Source organism: Moraxella caprae DSM 19149, from assembly GCF_000426885.1.
Classification (GTDB): domain Bacteria; phylum Pseudomonadota; class Gammaproteobacteria; order Pseudomonadales; family Moraxellaceae; genus Moraxella; species Moraxella caprae.
The window spans coordinates 1-17,683 of the sequence record NZ_AUGF01000043.1 but is presented as its reverse complement, the minus strand read 5'-3'; the positions used below and the strand labels follow the sequence as shown (position 1 = coordinate 17,683).

The following is a 17,683-nucleotide window of genomic DNA, read 5'->3' as shown; positions in this document are numbered from 1 at the left end:
CTTAGCTAAGCGTTTAATGCCATACTTGGCTTGTTTAAAGCGATTGTTGGTACTGGTTTGGGGTTTAAGCAGTTTAACACGAGCAAGTTTTAAGACCTTGTAAATGGTAGGTCTTGATACTTTGTACTCGAGTGCCAGTGAAGTCACTGATTGCTTGTTCTTATGGTAAGCAGTCCAAATGGCTTCCCTATGGTGGGGAAGCAGTCTTGTGTTTTTGTGTATGTTCATTTGCAGTATTTTACCTTAATACTGTAAATAACGCGACTGTTTCTAACAGATAAACTAATACGCAGGTACGCAGGTACGCAGGGTAGGATTGTTGATGGTTGTCATAATGTCAAAAAATTATCTGATTGCCTTATGCTAAAATAGATTGGGGGCTTTGTCAATGCGATTGTTCTGTGCCTTGCTTATAAACCCCCCGAACCACCTCCCCAATCGCCTTTATCCCCTTCTCCAAAACATCATCAGGTTGGGCGATACTCATGCGAATACATTCATGGGCGTGGCGATAATCAGATGTATCAATTCCCACAAAAAAATGCTCACTGGGAATAATCAGCGTTCCTTTTTCTTTTAAAATTTCATATAAGGATTGAGTGCTGATGGGTAAATTTTCAAACCAAATCCATAAAAATATCGCCCCTTCTGGCTTATGGATTTTGACTTGGGGCAAGTCTTTAAAGGCGTGTTTTAAAAGATGAATGGCGGTATGGGCTTGCTTTAAATAAAACGGGCGAATCTCTTGTAATGACAGTTCATTGATTTTATCATTGTTGATAAGTGGCGTAACAATGCTCGCCCCAAAACGACACGGAGCAAGATTGACAATGGCATTTAGGCTACTGATTGCCTTGATAATCTCGGGTTTGGCAATGACAATGCCCGTCCGCACGCCAGCCAGCCCCACTTTTGATAAACTAAAACACAAAATGATATTGTCATGCCACACCAAATTCGCCTTGGTGTGAATGATGTTAGGAAACGGCATTCCGTAAGCGTTATCAATAATCAAGGGAATGTTGTGTGCTTGGGCGATGTTATCAAGCCGTGCCATTTCATCATCGGTCAGCACATTGCCTGTGGGATTGGTCGGGCGAGAACAGCAGATTGCCCCAATTTGATTATTTTTTAATGCGTCCAAGTTTTCTAGGGCATCAAAATCCACTTTATATTTAAAAAAGCCGTCTTGATTGTCATAATCGCACAGCTCAATCCTGGGATTTATGCCAATAAAATGCTTGCCATCAATATGAGTGTCCGCATAGCCGATATATTCAGGGGCAAGTGGCAATAAAATGGACTTATCGCCATCATCAAACGCCCCACCGAACAAATTAAACAAATAAAAAAAGGCGTTTTGCGAACCATTGGTTAGGGCAATGTTGTCCTTGGTAATGCCCCAATCATAATGGCGATTAAAAAAGTCCACCAACGCCGTGATAAATTTGCCATCGCCTTGCGGATTAGAATAATTGCTGGCACAGTCTAAGGCAACACTGTCCGCCCCATCGCCTTGTATGCTGTCTTTGAGCATTTGTAGGTACACGTCATTGACCGAAGCGATGTTGGCAGGGTTGCCACCGCCCAGCATATTAACAGGTTTGTTGCTGTTTAGAGCATTCCCCAAATCGTCCATGAGCTGTAATATGCCACTGTTTTGGGTGAATTTTTTGCCAAATTTTGAAATGTTCATGCCAATTATCCAAATAAAAATACCATTTTAACATTTTTGGCAAAAACTGTCTGCTCATATCGCTATGGTATGCGTGGGGGGATTGGGGTATAATGGGCTTTTGATTTTAGAGAAAACCCCATGACACAAACCACCTTAGCCGACCTCCAAACAAAAGCCAGACAATGGCGACAAGACATCACCTTTACTCAAGACGTGCTTGGCAAGCCCTTTACTTTTCATACCACTTGGGGGATTTTTAGCCCAGAACGCCTTGATGATGGTAGTCTTATGCTCCTTGACTATATTGATTTTAAGGCTCATGATAATTCCATAGACCTAGGCTGTGGCTATGGTGTACTCGGCATGACGGCAGGACGTGAATGTCCAAACGGTCAGCATATTTTGATTGATAAAGACTTTGTGGCGGTAGAATATGCCCGCTTAAATTGCCAAAAAAATGGCTTGACCAATACCCACGTTCAGCTCTCCAACGGCTTTTATCATGTGGATAAAGACAAAAAATTTAGCCTTGTCATGAGCAACCTGCCAGCCAAAGCCAGCAAAGAACAACATTATCTGTACCTGCTGGACGCTTATGAACGCATGGAAGTGGGCGGACGGTTTTATGTCGTTACCATTAACGGACTGCGTGATTTTATGAAACGCTCCTTTAATGAAGTGTTTGGCAATGCCGACAAAATCAAACAAGGCAAAACGTATACGGTGACGCTTGCGGTGAAGGAATGAATATTCATGGTTAATTATGGAGTTGTGATGAAATTTTTAAAATCAACATTAATGTCATCTTTATTATTAAGCACGATGGTTTTTGCAGGTACTTTTGAGATGTTGACAGATAATCTGGATACATTGATGGCAAATCATCAATCAAAAGGTTATCAAAAACCTATTAAAGAGATAATCATAGAAAATGTGAGTAAGCCACAATATCACCCCGAAATCACTGAAGGTACAAATTTAAACGTGGGCGACCATGTTTGGAAAATATCCTATGCGCCTTATAGTGATGATGGCAATATCGTCCTGCTAAATCCCCACCCAACCTTAGAAGCTCTTAACCAAAGAGCCTTGCATATTGCCAAGCAAGCCATCAAGCGAAGAGTAAGCCCACTAACCGAAACAGATAAACAAGCCTTTAAAGACCTGTTTAATGATGAAAATCTGAAAAAATGGGAATAATCGGTCAGTCATGAAGAAAAAGAATATCTAAAGTCATTTTTGGTTCAATTTACCGACCAAGACATACAAAAGATAATTGACATTAAACAAGAAATGCAAATTAATTTTGGTACTTTTGAAAAAGATGTTTCTAATAAGGCTCGCGAGCGGGTTCGTTCTGCTTTGGCAGGATCTGAATGTGGTGAGTACTTACAAAAAGAAGTTGCCAATCCCGTTATCTTAGAAGCCAAAGTGGGTGAACAAGGTAGAATTTCACATCTAAAAATACACGGCATTCACAATCAAAACCTTAATATTTGCCTATCAAGAGGCATTCGGCGTCAACAATACATGATTTTAAATCAAGATGGTGTGCCTGTCCCTTATGATTTTTCCGTCACAATAAATCTGAAGCTGACCGAATAAGATAAACTCAAGAAAGAGAAAAACTATGAACTGGCAATCCCTACTCTGTGTCGACCGCCTGTGGATTGAAAATGGCGAAATTCGTAAAATGCGTGGCGAGCATTCGCCCATTCGTAGCCAATTTCATACCGATTATGACCGTGTGGTGTTTTCATCGTCCTTTCGCAAACTCGGGCGAAAAACCCAAGTCCACCCCTTTGCCAAATCCGACCACACTCACAACCGCCTAACCCACAGCGTAGAAGTGGCAAGTGTGGGGCGTAGTCTGGGCAACAGCGTGGGGCAGGGACTGGCTCGGCGTAGGCTACTACCGCCCCACATCAGCTCGTATGACATCGGCACGCTGGTGCAGGTTGCGTGTTTGGCTCATGATTTGGGTAATCCACCGTTTGGGCATACGGGCGAGGACGCTTTGCGTGAATGGTTTCGCCAAAATAATGAGTATTTACAATCACTTAGCAAGGCGGAGCAAGCCGACATCACCACTTATGAAGGCAATGCCCACAGTTTACGCATTGTCACCACCACCGAAATGTACGCCCACGCAGGCGGTATGCGACTGACTTGTGCCAGTCTTGGCACGCTCATGAAATACCCGTGGGGGAGCGTGGGGCAGACCAAATTTAACATCTATCAGAGCGAAATGCACATCATGCGACAAGTGGCGGACAGGCTCACGCTTGCCACGCATGGGGCGGACACATGGGCAAGGCACCCCTTGTCGTATCTTATGGAGTCGGCGGACGATATTTGTTATGCCTTGCTTGATTTAGAAGATGCTGTGGAGCTTGATTTGATTGGCTTTGACGATTTTGCCAAAGTGGTCAAACCGTTACTTGGGGCGGATTTTGACGATTATCAAAACATCAAAGATAAAAAACAACGTATCGGGGCAATGCGTGGGCGAGCCATTGGCAAGGCGGTTGATGAAGTGGCAAGGCGGTTTTTTGATTACCATGATGAGTTGTTATCGGGCGATTTTATTCACAAGGATTTGCTTGTGGTGTGTGATGATGCGGTCAATGAAACCTTGAAAAATGCCAAAAATCTTGCCAAAAATCAGATATTTAACCACCATAGCAAACTCATCACCGAGATAGCCAGTTTTGGCTGTTTGGGGCAAATTTTGGACTTAATCGTCCCTGCAATCCATGCCAAACTTACCCATAAACCCCTAACTGCCAAGCACCGCCTTGCCTTAGAACTTCTAAAAGACAGTCCAATCACGGATACCGATAGCCTATATGATGGCTATATGAAAGTGCTGGATTTTGTGGGCGGTCTGACCGATAATTCGGCAGGGCGACTGGCAAGAGAGCTGTCAGGCGTGGGGCTGGGGTAGGGGTTGGTTGGCGGTAAATGGTGTTGTTTTTATGGCTTTTGTAAATTTTTACCCAACTTGCCCCAAACAAAAATTTCAATTATAATGACATTATCATTACATCAGCATTATTTTCATTTTAACTTTTTAAAATAGGAGCGATGATGAGCCATACCAATTTTAATATGCGACTAGACAACGACCTACGCCAAAAAGCCTATCCTGTGCTAGAACAATACGGCTTGACCCCAAGCCAAGCAGTGCGGATGTTTTTTAATCAAATCGCCCAAACAGGCAAAGTGCCATTGTCTTTTGATTGGGGGCAGTCGCACACGCTTAGTAGCAATGGCGAAAAGCTGTTGCGTGAGAGTATTCAAGCTTTTGAAAATGGCGAAACCGAGCGATTTGATAGCTTAGATGAGTTAAATCAAGCAATGGCGGAGATTGCTCGTGGCTAAACGTAGTTTTGAAATGGGCAATCCCTTTAAAAGGGATTTAAAAAAGCATTATTTGGCATTGATTGGCGAAGCGTGGATGGAAGTGTCTGATTGCTTATTAAATGCCAAACCCATACCCAAAAAATACCAAGACCACCCATTGCAAGGCGATTGGGTGGGGTTTAGAGATTGTCATATCAAGCCTGATTTGGTGCTAATTTATAAAATAAATGATGAAGTGGTGGAATTACATCGGCTTGCCACGCATAGCGAGTTGTTTGGTTGATAATAACCATGCCAACCGCACCATAAATTTGACATAGTTTACAAGGGAGAATTGCAATTTGCCCTTATAAAAACGGCACGCATTCACGCCAAGCCGTGCAATCCTTTCCCAGCTCTCTTCTGACATAAAAATCTTCCACCATTTTGGCTTGTTGTTCAACGCCGTAATTAAAGAACGGTTTACCTTCTTTAAAAGTGTAGCGGTATTTTCGGTTAAATATCGCTTTACGAACCACCTTTATGCCCTGCTGAATTTGCCAAACGTGCGTCAGTTCGTGAATAAGCCACGCCCGCAGGTGCAAAGGCTTATCGCTAAACTCCTCACAAAAATCATCTTTATGAAAATACACCCAACCATTGGGCGACACCGCATAGCCCTTTAACACCCACCACGCAGTTGTCAGACGAATGTCATCAAGGGCAAGCGACTCGCCAAACACCGAACGAGCCATTTGGCGTTCGCCGTCTGTGAGTGGGCGGATTGGGCGGGTTTTTAATTTCATCATTTTTAAAAAAAGTGTATAATGGGGTATTTTAGCAAAGTTTATTCCTTTATACCAACCATTTAAAATCAGAAACTTGACAGATGTTAAAAAACACCCCAGCCATTTGCCCACACCCAAGCTGTCATAAAGTGCTTGATGATGTGATTTATCATCACGGCATTATTTTTTGTCCACATTGCCAAACAAGTTTATTGGTTAATCCCTTTTTGCCAGAATTAGAAAAGATGACTTTTGCACAATTTTCAAGGCGATTTATTAAAACACAATGGAAGTTTTATATAGGTTCTATGATTATATTTGCAATTTTTATCGCTGTTATTGAAGTGGTTGCAAATTTTGATAAACTAAATTTAGGTTCTGGGTTTTGGATAACACTATCGTTAATGGCATTGATATTGCTTGGTATTGGCATTTATTTTATGGAAAAAAATTTACAAAATTATCATTATTATAAATTAAAAAATAAGCCCCTTTTAAAGGGTATAGATACTTATGATTTGGTTAAAGATGATTTTTATGTCTCGGTTGCTTTGGAAGATTTAAAGGTAAAATTTAATACATTTGCCCCTTGTTGTCAAAATTGCCATTCGCAAAGACTTCATCAAAAAATTGATAAATTTCATTGCCAAAATTGCCATCATCAATTTATGATAAATCAAAAATTAAATAATATCAATACCTATAATCTTGTTATTACCCATATTTTGATGTTTGTTGTAATAAGACATTTTGACAGTTTTTATTTGATATTATTATTTATTCCTTTATTATTTTTGGTTAATTTAATTTCTCAATATTACTGGTGCAAAACCCCAAAATGGCAACTTCAATCCCCCTAGCCGAACGCATTCGCCCAAAAGCCCTAAGCGACATTATCGGACAATCGCATTTATTGGGCGAGAACGCCCCCATTACCAAAATGGTGCGTGAAGGTTATTTACCGTCAATGATTTTGCACGGCAATGCAGGCATTGGCAAAACGACATTGGCAAGTTTATTGGCAAATAGCGTAGGGCGAGAATTTCGCCCCTTATCCGCCATCAATAGCGGTGTCAAAGAATTACGAGAAATACTCACGCCAAGTGACGGTTTATTTGCCACGCCCCCTGTGGTATTTGTGGACGAAATTCACCGTTTTAATAAAGCCCAGCAGGACGCATTATTGGGAGCGGTAGAAAGTGGGCAAATTACTTTGATTGGGGCGACCACCGAAAATCCGTCATTTAGTGTTAATAACGCTTTATTATCCCGTTGCCAAGTTTATAAATTAGAACCTTTATCCGATGATGAGATTTTTCAAATTATCAAGCGGGCGATTGCTATTGATGAACAATTAAAAAAACTACCGATTGTTTTAAATGACATTTCGCCCATTTATGGGTTGGCACAAGGCGATGCAAGACGTGCATTAAATCTATTAGAACTCACAATTTATGCTTATCAAGGCACGCCGATTGTGATTGATTTTGACAGTATCAGTAAAGTCGCAGGGCAAACGCTCGTCCGCTATGACAAAGACGGCGATATACATTATGACATCATTTCCGCCTTTATTAAATCGGTGCGTGGTTCTGACCCTGACGCTTCTATTTATTGGCTCGCTCGTATGCTCACCGCTGGCGAAGACCTTGCCTTTATTGCCAGACGGCTTGTGATTTTGGCATCGGAAGACATTGGGCTTGCCAATCCCAATGCCCTATTACTTGCCGATACCGCTTTACGAAGTGTCAAAGAAATCGGAATGCCCGAAGCAAGGATTATTTTGGGGCAAGTGGCGATTTATTTGGCGACATCGCCAAAATCCAATACCAGCTATAACGCCATTAATAAAGCCATAGAATTTACCAAAAGCGATAATACGCCTGTGCCACTTCATCTTAGAAATGGCGTAACTGCTTTAATGAAACAATCAGGCTATGGCGTGGATTATATTTATCCGCACGATTATCCCAACCATTATTATCCCCAAAATTATTTGCCTGATAATTTAATAGGAATGCAGTTTTATGAATATGGCGATAATCAAAAGGAACAGACGAGTTTTGCGTTTATAAATTGGTTAAAAGGACAGAATTAAAATGCTAAAACCCACCCACGCCGATATTTTAAATAAACCTTATTCTCAAATGAAGGATTTAAAACTTTATTGCCCTGATGATTTAGAAAAAATCAAAGCCGACCATAAATCTGCTTGGCAAATTTTTAAAGAATTTAATTTAAAGGTTTATCAAAATTTACCAATGCACTTTGCCAAACCCCACATTGAAAATTGGTGCAATGGTTGGGAAATCAGACGGCATTTTTTCGCTTATTATAAATATGATAGTTATCTTGGCAATGCTCCGATTATTGCAATCATTTTAAATCGGCAAAGGTTGATTATTTGTTTAACTTGGTATTCTTATAAAGCCAAAGTTTTCAATAGCAGTTTACAAAAATTTAATGCTTGGACGGATAAAATTAATTTGGAAAATTGTTCAGAGTTTTATGTATGGCACAGTAGTGTGGATTATTATGGCGAGTTTCAAAGCGTGCGTGAATTTGATTGTGATAAAATACATTTAAAAGACGGTGAATTTTATCGTTTGGGTAGGTTTATCCATAAAGATGAGCTGGATAAATTTAATGACGATGAATTGATAAATTGGACAAGACAAACCATTGAGCGATTAAGCAAGGTGTATGAATATTGTCATTAAAAATGGGGCAAATCTTGTTCGCCCCATGGTTGCCTATCTCATCGAATTAGCCTTTTTTAATCACCACATAACGATAACTGCCGTCATCAAGGGTTTCTTGACTGGCAAGCGTATGCCCCAAATGCCGACAAAAGTTGGGAATGTCTCGTGTGGTCGCAGGGTCGGTGGCGATGATGTGAATTTCATCACCGCCTTTGGCGTGGCGAATGCTCTTATGTAGGAGCATGACAGGTTCAGGGCAAATCAGCCCTGTGGTGTCCAGATGATGAATGGTGGTCTCACTCATGAAAAATCCACCCCCTCAAAATCGCTGATGAGTTTGCGTTCATCGGCTGTCCACGCCTGCTTGTTACCGTCTTTGTCGGTGCGGACGATGGTGGCGGTGCCATTGGCAACGATGGCATTTTGGGTAGTGCTGTAATATTCATAAGCCATCGACAGACTGGTATTGCCTATTTTGGTGCATTTAACGCCGATAAGTAGGGTGTCAGGATAATGCACGGGGCGTAGGTAGTTACATGATGAGCCTGCTAAAATGGTTAAAGTTTCGTCCTTGAACATGGCAAGCGAATGCAAATAGCTGATACGGGCAGATTCGGCGTAGCGGTAATAAGCGACATTGTTGACATGATTAAAGGCGTCCATCTCGCCCCATGCCACAGGTTGGACGTGGACGATGGGGTAGTCGTGTAGCTCGGTGGGGCGGTCATTGCCTGTGAGTGTGGCGGTGTAAGGATGGGTCATGGGGATGTCCTTTTAAGTTTCAATTTATCTAAAATGATTAACAGATGATGAATTTGCTGTTTTTTTGCCTATTTTGGATTTATTTTAACATCTGAACACTGCTCAGCTCCTTGTTTTTGGGGCTGTTGGCAAGTAAATCATAGATCCAAAATAGGGCGTCATCGATGGTATTTAGGGCGACTTGCTGTCCGATTTGCCCTGTTTTGGTGTCGGTGTTGTTTGTATTTTTGCCGTCTTTTTTGCCGTCTCTGTCGCTGGCTTTGTTTGCCAAAGCGGTTTGTTCAGATTGCTTTTTTAGGCTCTCAGGGTCAATCTTACCGCCGTGTAAGGTAATATGGCTTTCTAACTGTGAACGGACTTCTTGTAAGTAACTGGTCATCAGCCCCCTGTCTCGCACGTTTGCCGAACCGATGGCAAGCGATAACATCATGCTGGCGTCATGCAGTAGGATGTCGCCACGACTTAGGGGGGCGTTGGGTGTGCTGGTCTGCTTGGTGCGTAAAAAGGCTTGCACGTCTCGCATTTTGATGATGTGAGCCTGCCATGCGTCAGGCTGTGTTTTTAGCGTGCCGATGTAGGCGATGTCTGCCTTTATGCTATTGCTTAGGGCGGATTTGACCGATGGGGCGATACCAGTCATCTGCCCAAGCTGATAATCAATGGCTTGCAAGGCGGTCAAGGTGTCATCATAACTGCCTTGTTCAAAGAGCCTGTTGGTCATGGCAAGTTCGATTTTTAAAAATTCAGCGTCTTTGCTCGCTTCGGCTTTATTTGTTTTTTTGTGGCTGTCGGTTGGGGTGATGGCGAACAGGCGGTCGTCCATGTCGTTTAGGCGAGTATCGACGGTGTCCATTTTGGCAAGGCGTTCATCCACTTTATCCACGACCGACGTAAAAGAAAGGTATAGCCACAACAGTCCACCTGCCAGTAGGATGATGACCAGCCATTGCAGTCGCATGAGTACCACCCGAGCTTGGTCGGCTTGTTTTTTAAGCTCTTCTCTCTCGACTTCTTTGGCGTGGGCGAATTTGGCGCCCAGCTCTTCTAGATTTGACTTGATGGCTTCGGCACTTGGACTGTCAGGTTTTTTGGTGTTTGGCATGATGATAAAAGCGTTAAATTTTAAAAATGAGTTGCCATGACGTCTTGTATGGCTTGATTTAGGGTTGATTCCGCCAAATCCACCACGGGATAGACACGGCTGTGCGGATAGTGCGTGGCGGTTAGGGCGGTCAGGCGATGACCTAGGGTTAAATATATCACATTTTGTGGCAAAAGCCCATGCGTGTGCGTGCGATGGCTGCGAATCTGTTGGTCATACACACTCTGCCAAGCGTTTAGGCTCATCTGACTGCTGATAAGGACAAAGATGGGCGAGTGCTTGCCAATTTGATGTTGATGGTTTTGACTACTATTAAAAGCTCCATCGGGACTGTCATCGGTGCTATCGCCAAGCAGACGAGTAAAATCGCTCGCCAGCTCTGACGGCACGCACCGCTCATAAAAGGCGATGGCACGCACATTCACGCCTCGTTTGATGAGTGTGTCAGACAACAGTCGCCGTCCACCGACCCCACGCCATATCAGCACATCATCGCCTGTGTGTAGCTCACCGATGGCGGGCATGGCAAGCATGCCTTCGTTGTTCATCGGGCATCCTACATCAAAGGGGGTTAGCACCGAAAAACCAAACTCCGCCAAAGCGTCCGCTGTTGGCTGTCCCACGGCGATGACGGTTAGGGTGTCATGATGGGGTAGGTCGCAGGCGTGGTCAATGCCTTGCTCTTTTAAAAAACGCACCGCACACACCACCGCTTCCACGCTCACCACGATAAGTGTATCAAATTTGCCATGGACAAAATCCACCAAATCCTGCATTTCTGACTGCTCTAATTCATCAAAATGCCGAATGACAAGCAGTGGTAAGCCGACACTGTGGATGACCAGATTCATGTCAGCTTTGTGCTTAGGACGGGTGTTGATGAATAGGGGGGTCATGGTGCTGGGTTGATAGTGCCTATGGGGTTGTTGGTATTAGTTGTCTTGATGTTGATACAGGGCTTTTAAAATCTCATCCGCCCCTTGGGTAAGTAGCTCTGTGGCGACAGCTTGCCCCAGTTGCTCGGCATTTTGGATATTTTGTGTGGCGTTGTCCGTGATGTCGGTCTGGGCGGTGACTTTTAAGAGGGTGCGACCATCAGGCGTGCCTACTCGACCTTCTAGGTGCAGAACGCCTTTATCAAGCTGTGCAAATCCTGCTATCGGTACTTGACAGCCCCCCTCTAAGGCATGGTTCATGGCTCTCTCGGTGATGGCTCGTAGGGCGGAGATGTCATGGTTTAAGGGCTTGATAAGCTCCCTAATCTCATCATCTCGGCACTCGATGGCAAGCGTGCCTTGCCCGACCGCAGGCAGGCAGATGTCGGCAGGTAGACTGTGGCGAATGCGTTCGTGCAACTCTAACCGCTCCAAGCCACTTTGAGCAAGGATAATCGCATCATAGTCGCCATTATCAAGCTTGCCAAGGCGTGTGCCAACATTACCACGCAAGCTGATGATTTCTAAGTCAGGGCGATAGGCACGCAGTTGGCATTCACGGCGTAGGCTTGATGTGCCGACCTTTGCCCCTTGGGGTAGGTCATCTAAACTGGCAAAATGATTGCTTGCAAAAGCGTCGAAAGGGCTATGGCGGTCAAGATACGCCCCGATGATAAGCCCGTCAGGCAGTACCATGGGTACGTCTTTTAAAGAATGTACGGCAATGTCAGCTTCACCGCTTAGTAGGGCGGTTTCTAGCTCTTTGACAAATAAGCCTTTTCCGCCGATTTTGGCAAGGGGGGTATCTAAGATTTTATCGCCTTTGGTGACCAGCTCTAACAGACGAATGTCAAGTTCGGGGTGGAGTTTTTGAAGTTCGTCTTTGACAAAATGAGCCTGCCAAAGTGCAAGCGGGGATTGGCGTGTGGCGATGGTTAGGGTTTTCATGATTGTGTTATCGCTATGTTATCTTATCAATGATTGCCTATTTAACCACATTTACCCCAAAATGCCAAATAAAAATTCGCACCAGTCATTTCTTGACATGGCTGCCATTGATAATTTAGTGTCAAATCAAGGCGGTTAAAATATAAAAGGACAATATAAAAGGGCGAATCAACGCCCTTGGGTGGTATCGGATGGCTTGTCCGTTAAATGCTGTGAATTTTTTCTCTGAGCATGGGCAGATGACGGCGTGATACCGACAGTTTCTCAGGCATGCCCCGAAAGCGTACTTGATATTGACCGCTGTCCACCGTCTCCAACAAATCCAAATAATCTAGATTAATCAAAGCATTACGATGAATGCGGAACATGATGCCTTCAAACTCTTCTTCTAAGTCTTTTAAGGTTTCATCAATGAGCACCACGCCATTTTTATGGCGTACTTTGACGTATTTTTGGTCGGCGGTGAAGTAATACACGTCAGACAGTGAGATGAGTTCAACGCCACGGTGCGTGCGTGCGGCGATGTACTGGCGAGTGCGACCGCTTTTGCCGTTTTGCTCGTTAAGACTTGCTTGTTGGGCGGCGTTGATACGACAGCACTTTTGTAAGGCTTCTTTAATATCATCTTTTTCAATAGGTATCGGTAAATAGTCACTTGCTCCCCATTTTAAAGCGGTTAGCATAAGATGAGCTTCATCTAAACCAAAGAAAATCAGGGCGGGCGGGTGCTTAAATTCATGGGTTAATTTTTGGCAAAATTCCTCAATGTAAGCCAAGTGAGCATTGATAAATAGAACCTCAGGCTGGTGTTCCATCACCGATGTATAAGCTTCTTCTAAGCGTTCTGCTTGCCCGACGATTTCATGCGTGAGTGTCTCGATAATTGTTTGAACATGTTTGCGTAGGGCTGGCTCGCTCTCACAAATTAGAATTTTCATTTGCTTCTCCTTAATATTATGGCATGTGTTACAGTATCCACTTGCTATTGATGAATAACCAATAATGATGTGGATTTACAAATTATCATAACAAATGCTAGTCAAATACCATCAATGTAATGAAGAATAACTAAATGTCATGTCTGTTTTTGATGAATAATGTTATTTATGAGTTAAGTTTTACTAATTAAGGATTTTAGCAAAAGTTAACCTAAAAGAAAAGTGGGTATATCAAAATTTTATTCAATTCAAAGCAAGAATTGTGCCAACAAATCTAAGGCAACCATAATTATTGGTAACATTGATGGGCTGTCTGTTGACTATCTTATCACAGCATTGCAAATTTTAGCAATCTTTCTAGGAAAGGTTGCGAGTATAAGTACAAATAATCGTCATACATGGTTGGTGTTTTAGGCTCTGCAAGTTGTGTATGAAAATTTGACATATTTTTATAAAAATGTGCTAGAATAAAAAAAGGCAGACTAGACAATCGCCGTCTGACCATTGATTTAAAGTTAATATTATGATAAATGTTAGTTAAATTAAGTGGTCGGAGGGAGGAAAGTCCGGACTACATAGGGCGACGTGCTAGCTAACGGCTAGGGGGCGAAAGCCTACGACCAGTGCAACAGAGAATAGACCGCCCGACCACTCAACCAAGTGTTTATTGTAAATTCAAAAATTATAATTTTAAAGAATATTTGGTTGAGTGGTCGGGTAAGGGTGAAACGGTGGGGTAAGAGCCCACCGCATGACTGGTAACAGTTCATGGCAAGGTAAACTCCACGTGTAGCAAGACCAAATAGGTATCCAATGAGTTGCCCGCTTAGGATACGGGTAGGTTGCTTGAACGCATGAGTGATTGTGCGTCTAGATGAATGATTGTCCACGACAGAATCCGGCTTATCGGTTTGCCACCTTTTAATAAAATCTGATAAAGCGTGATAACGCCAACCCCCGCCAAAGCCTTGATATTGCTATTATCTAGTGTTATCATAGCTTGTCACAAATTAGCAAAAAATTTGGCTACCAAACTGGCTACCAAAATAAAACGGCTACCAAAACGGCTACCAAATTTGGCATAAAAAAGGGGGCAAAAATGAGCATTAGCACCGACAGCGGACTAAAAAAGCCATCAGGCAAGCCATACAAGATAATAAAGAAATTTCTTATCCCATTACTGGCACAAAGGGGCTTTTGGTTCGCATATGCTCCAAAAATGGCAAGGCGACCGTAGATTTTCGCCATCGCTACACCCACCCCATTACCGCCAAACGCCCCTATATGACTTTGGGGTAGTATCCTAGCTTTTCTTTGGCACAAGCCAAACAAGCCTACAATGACAACTTAGCCTTACTAGAATAAGGCATAGACCCATTAGAAAACCGCGACGCCCAAAAACAAAACGAGCTTATCAAAAGAGCCAACACCCTAAATCATTTCATTGATGAATGGCAGACCATTCAACACGCCAAAAACCTAGCCCCCGACACCTACCGCAAACAAAACGACAACACCGCCCGCATTAGAAAATCTTTGGGGCATTTGCAAATAACCGACATTAGCCCCGCCACCATCATTGAGTTTGTCAACGACATTCAAAAAACCCGCATTTACAAGGGTATTGAAGTAAAAGGCGTGCTAAAATCCATTCTACAAATCGCAGTTTCAAGGCGTATCATCAACCACAACCCCGCAAGCGACCTAACAGGCACTTACACCTAAGAAACTTTAAAATTACTACAAATACAATGATGTGTGGACGTAGGGTTGTGCTGAGCACGCCTTGTCCTTGTATAGTAATATCATCAAAGGGTGTGCTCAGCACACCCCTACAAACCGTGGTAAATATCAAGTTGGTTGGGTGTATAAGCCCCACAAGACCCGCCACAAGCCCGCCATTACCGAGCCTTACGCCTTTTCTAAATTATTAAATAATGTAGACAATGTGGCAGATACTTTTGATTATAACCGCCAAATTTTACAGCTTTTGGCAATGCTATTTGTGCGTATTGGCGATTTGTGTGCAATGCGGTGGGAGCAGGTGGATTTGGCAAATGGTTTATGGGAATTTCGCCCTCAAAAGGCGGGCAGTAGAAAAGATATGAATGATGTGATTGTGCCATTGCCCCGCCAAGCCGTTGCGATTTTACGGCAATTACACGCCAAAACAGGCGACACGCCTTTTGTATTTTATACGGGCAGAAAAAACGCCCCGCACACCGACCCCCAACGCATTAACAACGCCCTAAACAGCAAGACAATGAATGGCGGGGCGGGCTATTTGGGCGTGCATTGTCCACACGGATTTAGGGCAAGTGCCAAAACAATGCTAATGGAACGGCTAGGCTATGGCGAACTTATCACAGAATTGCAATTAGGGAATACAATGCTAAACCGCTATGGGCGGGCGTATAGCCGAATGGAAATGTTGTCAGACCGCCAAAAAATGCTACAAGATTGGGCGGACTACCTAGACGACTTGCGGGCAGGCAAGATTGGCAAGGTCATCTATCTTACTGGCAAACAACCCAAAGCGGTCAATGAATAAAACCAATCATTGAGCCATTGCCAAATAAACAACATTTTATTATCATATATTGACATAATGCCCCATTTAGCGATAAACGAGGCTTTTTTTGTTGGATACTACCCCCTTATTATAAATAATATATAAATATAATATTTAGAATTTATTAATAATAAAATGTGTTTATATAGATTAGCAAAATGGGAAAATAACCGCCTTAATGATTTATTTTTTTAATGATAAAACCTGCCTGCCTAACCCGCCCCAATTTTTGCCCCAAAATCCCCCTTTATTTGGCAATCGCCCCCATTTGTGCTAAGATAAGCCATTATCACACTGATACCCAAATACACAAAGCATAACAGGATAAGACAATGATTTTAGACTTACCGCCCCATATTGAACACGCCATTACCACCACCGCCAAAGAACAGGGCTTGACGGTGATTGAGCTTTTGGCAAGGGATTATATGGTGGACGATTTAACCCAAAGTTGGGCATTGACCCACCAAGATAAGGCGATGTTGCAAGAATTGCTAGACAGTCCGCCCGCTCCAACCCCAAAACTACTTGCCTTGTTTGATAGCCATAAGGATTTTAATAAGGCGGTTGCCAATGCAATTTGAATTATTGGATAAGCACCATAACCGCCAAGCCTTTGATTGTGGGAATGATGAGATTAACCGCTATCTATGGCAAATGGCAAGCCAGCACCACAAAGGGGCGTTGCTAGGGTGCATATTTTGGCAAATGATAGCCATATTGTCGGATTTTATACCCTTACCAGTACAAACCTAGATAACAGCGATAATGGCATAAAAGGCTATCCCCGCCATATTCCTGCTATTTTGATTGGTAGAATGGGCATTGATTTACGCTATCAAGGGCAAGAACTATCAAAAACTTTGTTATGGAATGCCCTAACCAAAATCAAGGCAATTAGCCAAGATACGGGCGTTATGGTTGCTACCATTGACCTAAAAAACGACAGTCTAGCCAATTATTATACCCAATATGGCTTTAAGCCCCTACAAAACGCCAATAGGCTTATTATGAGTGTTGAGCATTTGCCGAGTTAGTTTTATTGTTTTGCAAGGCTAGGGGTAGCTACCGAACGGGCGGGATTTTCTACACCGACCGCCCCCGCCTTGCCCTTTTTGTTTGGTGTAGTAGGTGTAGAGAAATGGGGCTTTATTCTGTTAAGGATTATTTCACTTTTGACGATGTTGCAAGCTATTTAAATGATTTGGGCATTTGCCAATTTAATATTATCGATGACAACCAAGCCAATGTTTTAAAAACGCACTTATTGGGTTTTGTGTCTGAGAAAAAAATAACGCCCGTTTTTTTGGGTTGGGCATTATCAAAAACCCAAATAGACCAAATCGGCATCGAACAAGCCAAAGCAATATTGGATAACCCCAAATTAAGCGATGACCCAATAGAGCAAATCAATACCATTAAGGATAATAATTTATATCGGGGTTATTTTTGCCTTGATATTTCTCAATACAAAAACCTAATCAAATTTGACAATCTATACATTAACCATTACGCCCCTTATTATGAAAAATTGCCCGATATTGGCGATTTTGATTATTAGAAATTTGTTATACAACATATTAATTTTGATGATGTTTTTTATCCAAAAAAGCAATTAGGCTTCTTGCAAAACCCAAAAATAAGGAAAACCGTTCGTGGTGAGCTTGTCGAACCATAACGGTTTTCCGCCACCCCTCAACAAGCTCGGGGCGAACGGAAAACCTAGTTTTGCAGGAAGTCTATTATATGCCACTTTTGGCACGCCTGCCAATAAACCCATTATCACAAACCAAGATACACCTGACCCCTTTAATGGTTATGAAACCACCGCCATTACTGCCTTGATTGATGTTGTTAATTGTTTTTGGCCTTAAATCATCAAACTAACTGCAACACCTTTTGATAATAGACCT

At 42.8% G+C, this 17,683-nt stretch carries 26 protein-coding genes and 1 other RNA gene; 17 read left to right on the top strand and 10 right to left on the bottom strand.

The window, feature by feature from the left end:
• Together K941_RS16880 and K941_RS0110180 are read right to left on the bottom strand one after the other, a co-directional pair.
• On the bottom strand, positions 1 to 228 hold a 228-nt coding region (locus K941_RS16880), incomplete at its 3' end, for a helix-turn-helix domain-containing protein (protein WP_029103539.1).
• A 157-nt stretch (positions 229 to 385) separates the two neighbouring features.
• Positions 386 to 1,696, bottom strand: a complete 1,311-nt coding sequence (locus K941_RS0110180) for a valine--pyruvate transaminase (protein WP_029103538.1) — start codon at positions 1,694 to 1,696, stop codon at positions 386 to 388.
• Positions 1,697 to 1,816: 120 nt separating this feature from the next.
• On the opposite strand from K941_RS0110180, the gene K941_RS0110175 reads away from it, so the two are divergent.
• The 6 genes from K941_RS0110175 (at position 1,817) to K941_RS0110150 (ending at position 5,327) form a co-directional block, all read left to right on the top strand.
• A complete protein-coding gene (locus K941_RS0110175) occupies positions 1,817 to 2,425 on the top strand; it encodes a class I SAM-dependent methyltransferase (RefSeq protein ID WP_029103537.1) in 609 nt (202 codons plus the stop codon).
• A gap of 27 nt (positions 2,426 to 2,452) precedes the next feature.
• Complete coding sequence (locus K941_RS0110170; RefSeq protein ID WP_029103536.1) at positions 2,453 to 2,878, top strand: hypothetical protein; 426 nt, start codon at positions 2,453 to 2,455, stop codon at positions 2,876 to 2,878.
• Between the two features lie 39 nt (positions 2,879 to 2,917).
• Positions 2,918 to 3,283, top strand: coding sequence for a hypothetical protein (locus tag K941_RS0110165; RefSeq protein WP_029103535.1), 366 nt, complete (start codon positions 2,918 to 2,920; stop codon positions 3,281 to 3,283).
• A 25-nt stretch (positions 3,284 to 3,308) separates the two neighbouring features.
• On the top strand, positions 3,309 to 4,625 hold the full coding sequence (locus tag K941_RS0110160; protein WP_029103534.1) for a deoxyguanosinetriphosphate triphosphohydrolase: 1,317 nt from the start codon (positions 3,309 to 3,311) through the stop codon (positions 4,623 to 4,625).
• Between the two features lie 143 nt (positions 4,626 to 4,768).
• Entirely contained in the window at positions 4,769 to 5,062 is a 294-nt protein-coding gene (locus tag K941_RS0110155; protein WP_029103533.1) for a type II toxin-antitoxin system RelB/DinJ family antitoxin, read from the top strand.
• Positions 5,055 to 5,327, top strand: a complete 273-nt coding sequence (locus tag K941_RS0110150) for a type II toxin-antitoxin system YafQ family toxin (RefSeq protein ID WP_029103532.1) — start codon at positions 5,055 to 5,057, stop codon at positions 5,325 to 5,327. The genes K941_RS0110155 and K941_RS0110150 overlap by 8 nt, the downstream gene beginning before the upstream one ends.
• Before the next feature lie 64 nt (positions 5,328 to 5,391).
• On the opposite strand, the gene K941_RS15520 is transcribed toward K941_RS0110150, so the two are convergent.
• Entirely contained in the window at positions 5,392 to 5,829 is a 438-nt protein-coding gene (locus tag K941_RS15520) for a type IV secretion protein Rhs (RefSeq protein WP_228130401.1), read from the bottom strand.
• An 83-nt stretch (positions 5,830 to 5,912) separates the two neighbouring features.
• Between K941_RS15520 and K941_RS17540 the strand changes: the two genes are divergently transcribed.
• From K941_RS17540 to K941_RS0110130, 3 genes are read left to right on the top strand one after another with little or no spacing between them, the layout of a single operon-like run.
• Positions 5,913 to 6,671, top strand: coding sequence for a hypothetical protein (locus K941_RS17540; protein WP_029103531.1), 759 nt, complete (start codon positions 5,913 to 5,915; stop codon positions 6,669 to 6,671).
• A complete protein-coding gene (locus tag K941_RS0110135; RefSeq protein WP_036388124.1) occupies positions 6,650 to 7,909 on the top strand; it encodes a replication-associated recombination protein A in 1,260 nt (419 codons plus the stop codon). The genes K941_RS17540 and K941_RS0110135 overlap by 22 nt, the downstream gene beginning before the upstream one ends.
• Before the next feature lies 1 nt (position 7,910).
• Positions 7,911 to 8,531: an HI_0552 family protein gene (locus tag K941_RS0110130; RefSeq protein WP_029103529.1), complete on the top strand. Its 621-nt coding sequence runs from the start codon at positions 7,911 to 7,913 to the stop codon at positions 8,529 to 8,531.
• A 46-nt stretch (positions 8,532 to 8,577) separates the two neighbouring features.
• Here K941_RS0110130 and tusA read toward each other — a convergent pair whose 3' ends face one another.
• The 6 genes from tusA to K941_RS0110095 all read right to left on the bottom strand — a co-directional run bounded on the left by tusA (position 8,578) and on the right by K941_RS0110095 (position 13,198).
• Complete coding sequence (gene tusA / locus K941_RS0110125; protein WP_029103528.1) at positions 8,578 to 8,817, bottom strand: sulfurtransferase TusA; 240 nt, start codon at positions 8,815 to 8,817, stop codon at positions 8,578 to 8,580.
• Positions 8,814 to 9,275, bottom strand: coding sequence for an acyl-CoA thioesterase (locus K941_RS0110120; RefSeq protein ID WP_029103527.1), 462 nt, complete (start codon positions 9,273 to 9,275; stop codon positions 8,814 to 8,816). The genes tusA and K941_RS0110120 overlap by 4 nt, the downstream gene beginning before the upstream one ends.
• 79 nt (positions 9,276 to 9,354) lie before the next feature.
• Positions 9,355 to 10,377, bottom strand: coding sequence for a hypothetical protein (locus K941_RS0110115; protein ID WP_029103526.1), 1,023 nt, complete (start codon positions 10,375 to 10,377; stop codon positions 9,355 to 9,357).
• Between the two features lie 20 nt (positions 10,378 to 10,397).
• On the bottom strand, positions 10,398 to 11,273 hold the full coding sequence (locus K941_RS16500) for a uroporphyrinogen-III synthase (RefSeq protein WP_029103525.1): 876 nt from the start codon (positions 11,271 to 11,273) through the stop codon (positions 10,398 to 10,400).
• A 36-nt stretch (positions 11,274 to 11,309) separates the two neighbouring features.
• Complete coding sequence (gene hemC / locus K941_RS0110105) at positions 11,310 to 12,260, bottom strand: hydroxymethylbilane synthase (RefSeq protein WP_036388123.1); 951 nt, start codon at positions 12,258 to 12,260, stop codon at positions 11,310 to 11,312.
• 203 nt (positions 12,261 to 12,463) lie between these two features.
• On the bottom strand, positions 12,464 to 13,198 hold the full coding sequence (locus K941_RS0110095; protein WP_029103523.1) for a LytR/AlgR family response regulator transcription factor: 735 nt from the start codon (positions 13,196 to 13,198) through the stop codon (positions 12,464 to 12,466).
• A gap of 474 nt (positions 13,199 to 13,672) precedes the next feature.
• On the opposite strand from K941_RS0110095, the gene rnpB reads away from it, so the two are divergent.
• An RNA gene (rnpB, locus tag K941_RS16505) (RNase P RNA component class A) lies at positions 13,673 to 14,120 on the top strand.
• 116 nt (positions 14,121 to 14,236) lie between these two features.
• Here the strand turns inward: rnpB and K941_RS0110090 are convergent.
• Complete coding sequence (locus K941_RS0110090; RefSeq protein WP_029103522.1) at positions 14,237 to 14,446, bottom strand: hypothetical protein; 210 nt, start codon at positions 14,444 to 14,446, stop codon at positions 14,237 to 14,239.
• Between the two features lie 120 nt (positions 14,447 to 14,566).
• Here K941_RS0110090 and K941_RS16870 point away from each other — a divergent pair, with 120 nt between their 5' ends.
• From K941_RS16870 to K941_RS0110055, 7 genes are all read left to right on the top strand, one after another.
• Entirely contained in the window at positions 14,567 to 14,923 is a 357-nt protein-coding gene (locus K941_RS16870) for a phage integrase central domain-containing protein (RefSeq protein WP_084137742.1), read from the top strand.
• A 61-nt stretch (positions 14,924 to 14,984) separates the two neighbouring features.
• The gene (locus K941_RS15510) at positions 14,985 to 15,749 is read left to right on the top strand and encodes a tyrosine-type recombinase/integrase (RefSeq protein ID WP_084137741.1); all 765 of its coding nucleotides are present in this window, start codon (positions 14,985 to 14,987) and stop codon (positions 15,747 to 15,749) included.
• 353 nt (positions 15,750 to 16,102) lie between these two features.
• On the top strand, positions 16,103 to 16,354 hold the full coding sequence (locus K941_RS0110070; RefSeq protein ID WP_029103519.1) for a type II toxin -antitoxin system TacA 1-like antitoxin: 252 nt from the start codon (positions 16,103 to 16,105) through the stop codon (positions 16,352 to 16,354).
• Positions 16,344 to 16,526 (top strand): hypothetical protein, encoded by a 183-nt coding sequence (locus K941_RS17360; RefSeq protein WP_147287549.1) that lies wholly within the window; start codon positions 16,344 to 16,346, stop codon positions 16,524 to 16,526. The genes K941_RS0110070 and K941_RS17360 overlap by 11 nt, the downstream gene beginning before the upstream one ends.
• On the top strand, positions 16,472 to 16,807 hold the full coding sequence (locus K941_RS0110065; protein WP_147287550.1) for a hypothetical protein: 336 nt from the start codon (positions 16,472 to 16,474) through the stop codon (positions 16,805 to 16,807). The genes K941_RS17360 and K941_RS0110065 overlap by 55 nt, the downstream gene beginning before the upstream one ends.
• A gap of 104 nt (positions 16,808 to 16,911) precedes the next feature.
• Positions 16,912 to 17,331, top strand: coding sequence for a hypothetical protein (locus K941_RS0110060; RefSeq protein WP_029103517.1), 420 nt, complete (start codon positions 16,912 to 16,914; stop codon positions 17,329 to 17,331).
• A 97-nt stretch (positions 17,332 to 17,428) separates the two neighbouring features.
• Positions 17,429 to 17,644 carry a hypothetical protein gene (locus K941_RS0110055; RefSeq protein ID WP_147287551.1) on the top strand — a complete coding sequence of 72 codons (216 nt, stop codon included), beginning with the start codon at positions 17,429 to 17,431 and terminating at the stop codon, positions 17,642 to 17,644.
• The last annotated feature ends 39 nt before the right edge of the window (positions 17,645 to 17,683 follow it).

What these genes read in the sequence shown, in the direction of transcription:
- K941_RS0110130 (WP_029103529.1), top strand. Translation starts at nt 7,911, where the DNA reads ATGCTAAAACCCACCCACGCCGATATTTTAAATAAACCTTATTCTCAA.
- K941_RS0110060 (WP_029103517.1), top strand. Translation starts at nt 16,912, where the DNA reads ATGGGGCTTTATTCTGTTAAGGATTATTTCACTTTTGACGATGTTGCA.
- K941_RS0110155 (WP_029103533.1), top strand. Translation starts at nt 4,769, where the DNA reads ATGAGCCATACCAATTTTAATATGCGACTAGACAACGACCTACGCCAA.
- K941_RS0110115 (WP_029103526.1), bottom strand. Translation starts at nt 10,377, where the DNA reads ATGCCAAACACCAAAAAACCTGACAGTCCAAGTGCCGAAGCCATCAAG.
- K941_RS15520 (WP_228130401.1), bottom strand. Translation starts at nt 5,829, where the DNA reads ATGAAATTAAAAACCCGCCCAATCCGCCCACTCACAGACGGCGAACGC.
- tusA (WP_029103528.1), bottom strand. Translation starts at nt 8,817, where the DNA reads ATGAGTGAGACCACCATTCATCATCTGGACACCACAGGGCTGATTTGC.
- K941_RS0110180 (WP_029103538.1), bottom strand. Translation starts at nt 1,696, where the DNA reads ATGAACATTTCAAAATTTGGCAAAAAATTCACCCAAAACAGTGGCATA.
- K941_RS0110135 (WP_036388124.1), top strand. Translation starts at nt 6,650, where the DNA reads ATGGCAACTTCAATCCCCCTAGCCGAACGCATTCGCCCAAAAGCCCTA.
- K941_RS0110120 (WP_029103527.1), bottom strand. Translation starts at nt 9,275, where the DNA reads ATGACCCATCCTTACACCGCCACACTCACAGGCAATGACCGCCCCACC.
- K941_RS0110175 (WP_029103537.1), top strand. Translation starts at nt 1,817, where the DNA reads ATGACACAAACCACCTTAGCCGACCTCCAAACAAAAGCCAGACAATGG.
- K941_RS17540 (WP_029103531.1), top strand. Translation starts at nt 5,913, where the DNA reads ATGTTAAAAAACACCCCAGCCATTTGCCCACACCCAAGCTGTCATAAA.
- hemC (WP_036388123.1), bottom strand. Translation starts at nt 12,260, where the DNA reads ATGAAAACCCTAACCATCGCCACACGCCAATCCCCGCTTGCACTTTGG.
- K941_RS0110070 (WP_029103519.1), top strand. Translation starts at nt 16,103, where the DNA reads ATGATTTTAGACTTACCGCCCCATATTGAACACGCCATTACCACCACC.
- K941_RS0110160 (WP_029103534.1), top strand. Translation starts at nt 3,309, where the DNA reads ATGAACTGGCAATCCCTACTCTGTGTCGACCGCCTGTGGATTGAAAAT.
- K941_RS16500 (WP_029103525.1), bottom strand. Translation starts at nt 11,273, where the DNA reads ATGACCCCCCTATTCATCAACACCCGTCCTAAGCACAAAGCTGACATG.
- K941_RS0110170 (WP_029103536.1), top strand. Translation starts at nt 2,453, where the DNA reads ATGAAATTTTTAAAATCAACATTAATGTCATCTTTATTATTAAGCACG.
- K941_RS17360 (WP_147287549.1), top strand. Translation starts at nt 16,344, where the DNA reads ATGCAATTTGAATTATTGGATAAGCACCATAACCGCCAAGCCTTTGAT.
- K941_RS0110095 (WP_029103523.1), bottom strand. Translation starts at nt 13,198, where the DNA reads ATGAAAATTCTAATTTGTGAGAGCGAGCCAGCCCTACGCAAACATGTT.
- K941_RS0110090 (WP_029103522.1), bottom strand. Translation starts at nt 14,446, where the DNA reads ATGGCGAAAATCTACGGTCGCCTTGCCATTTTTGGAGCATATGCGAAC.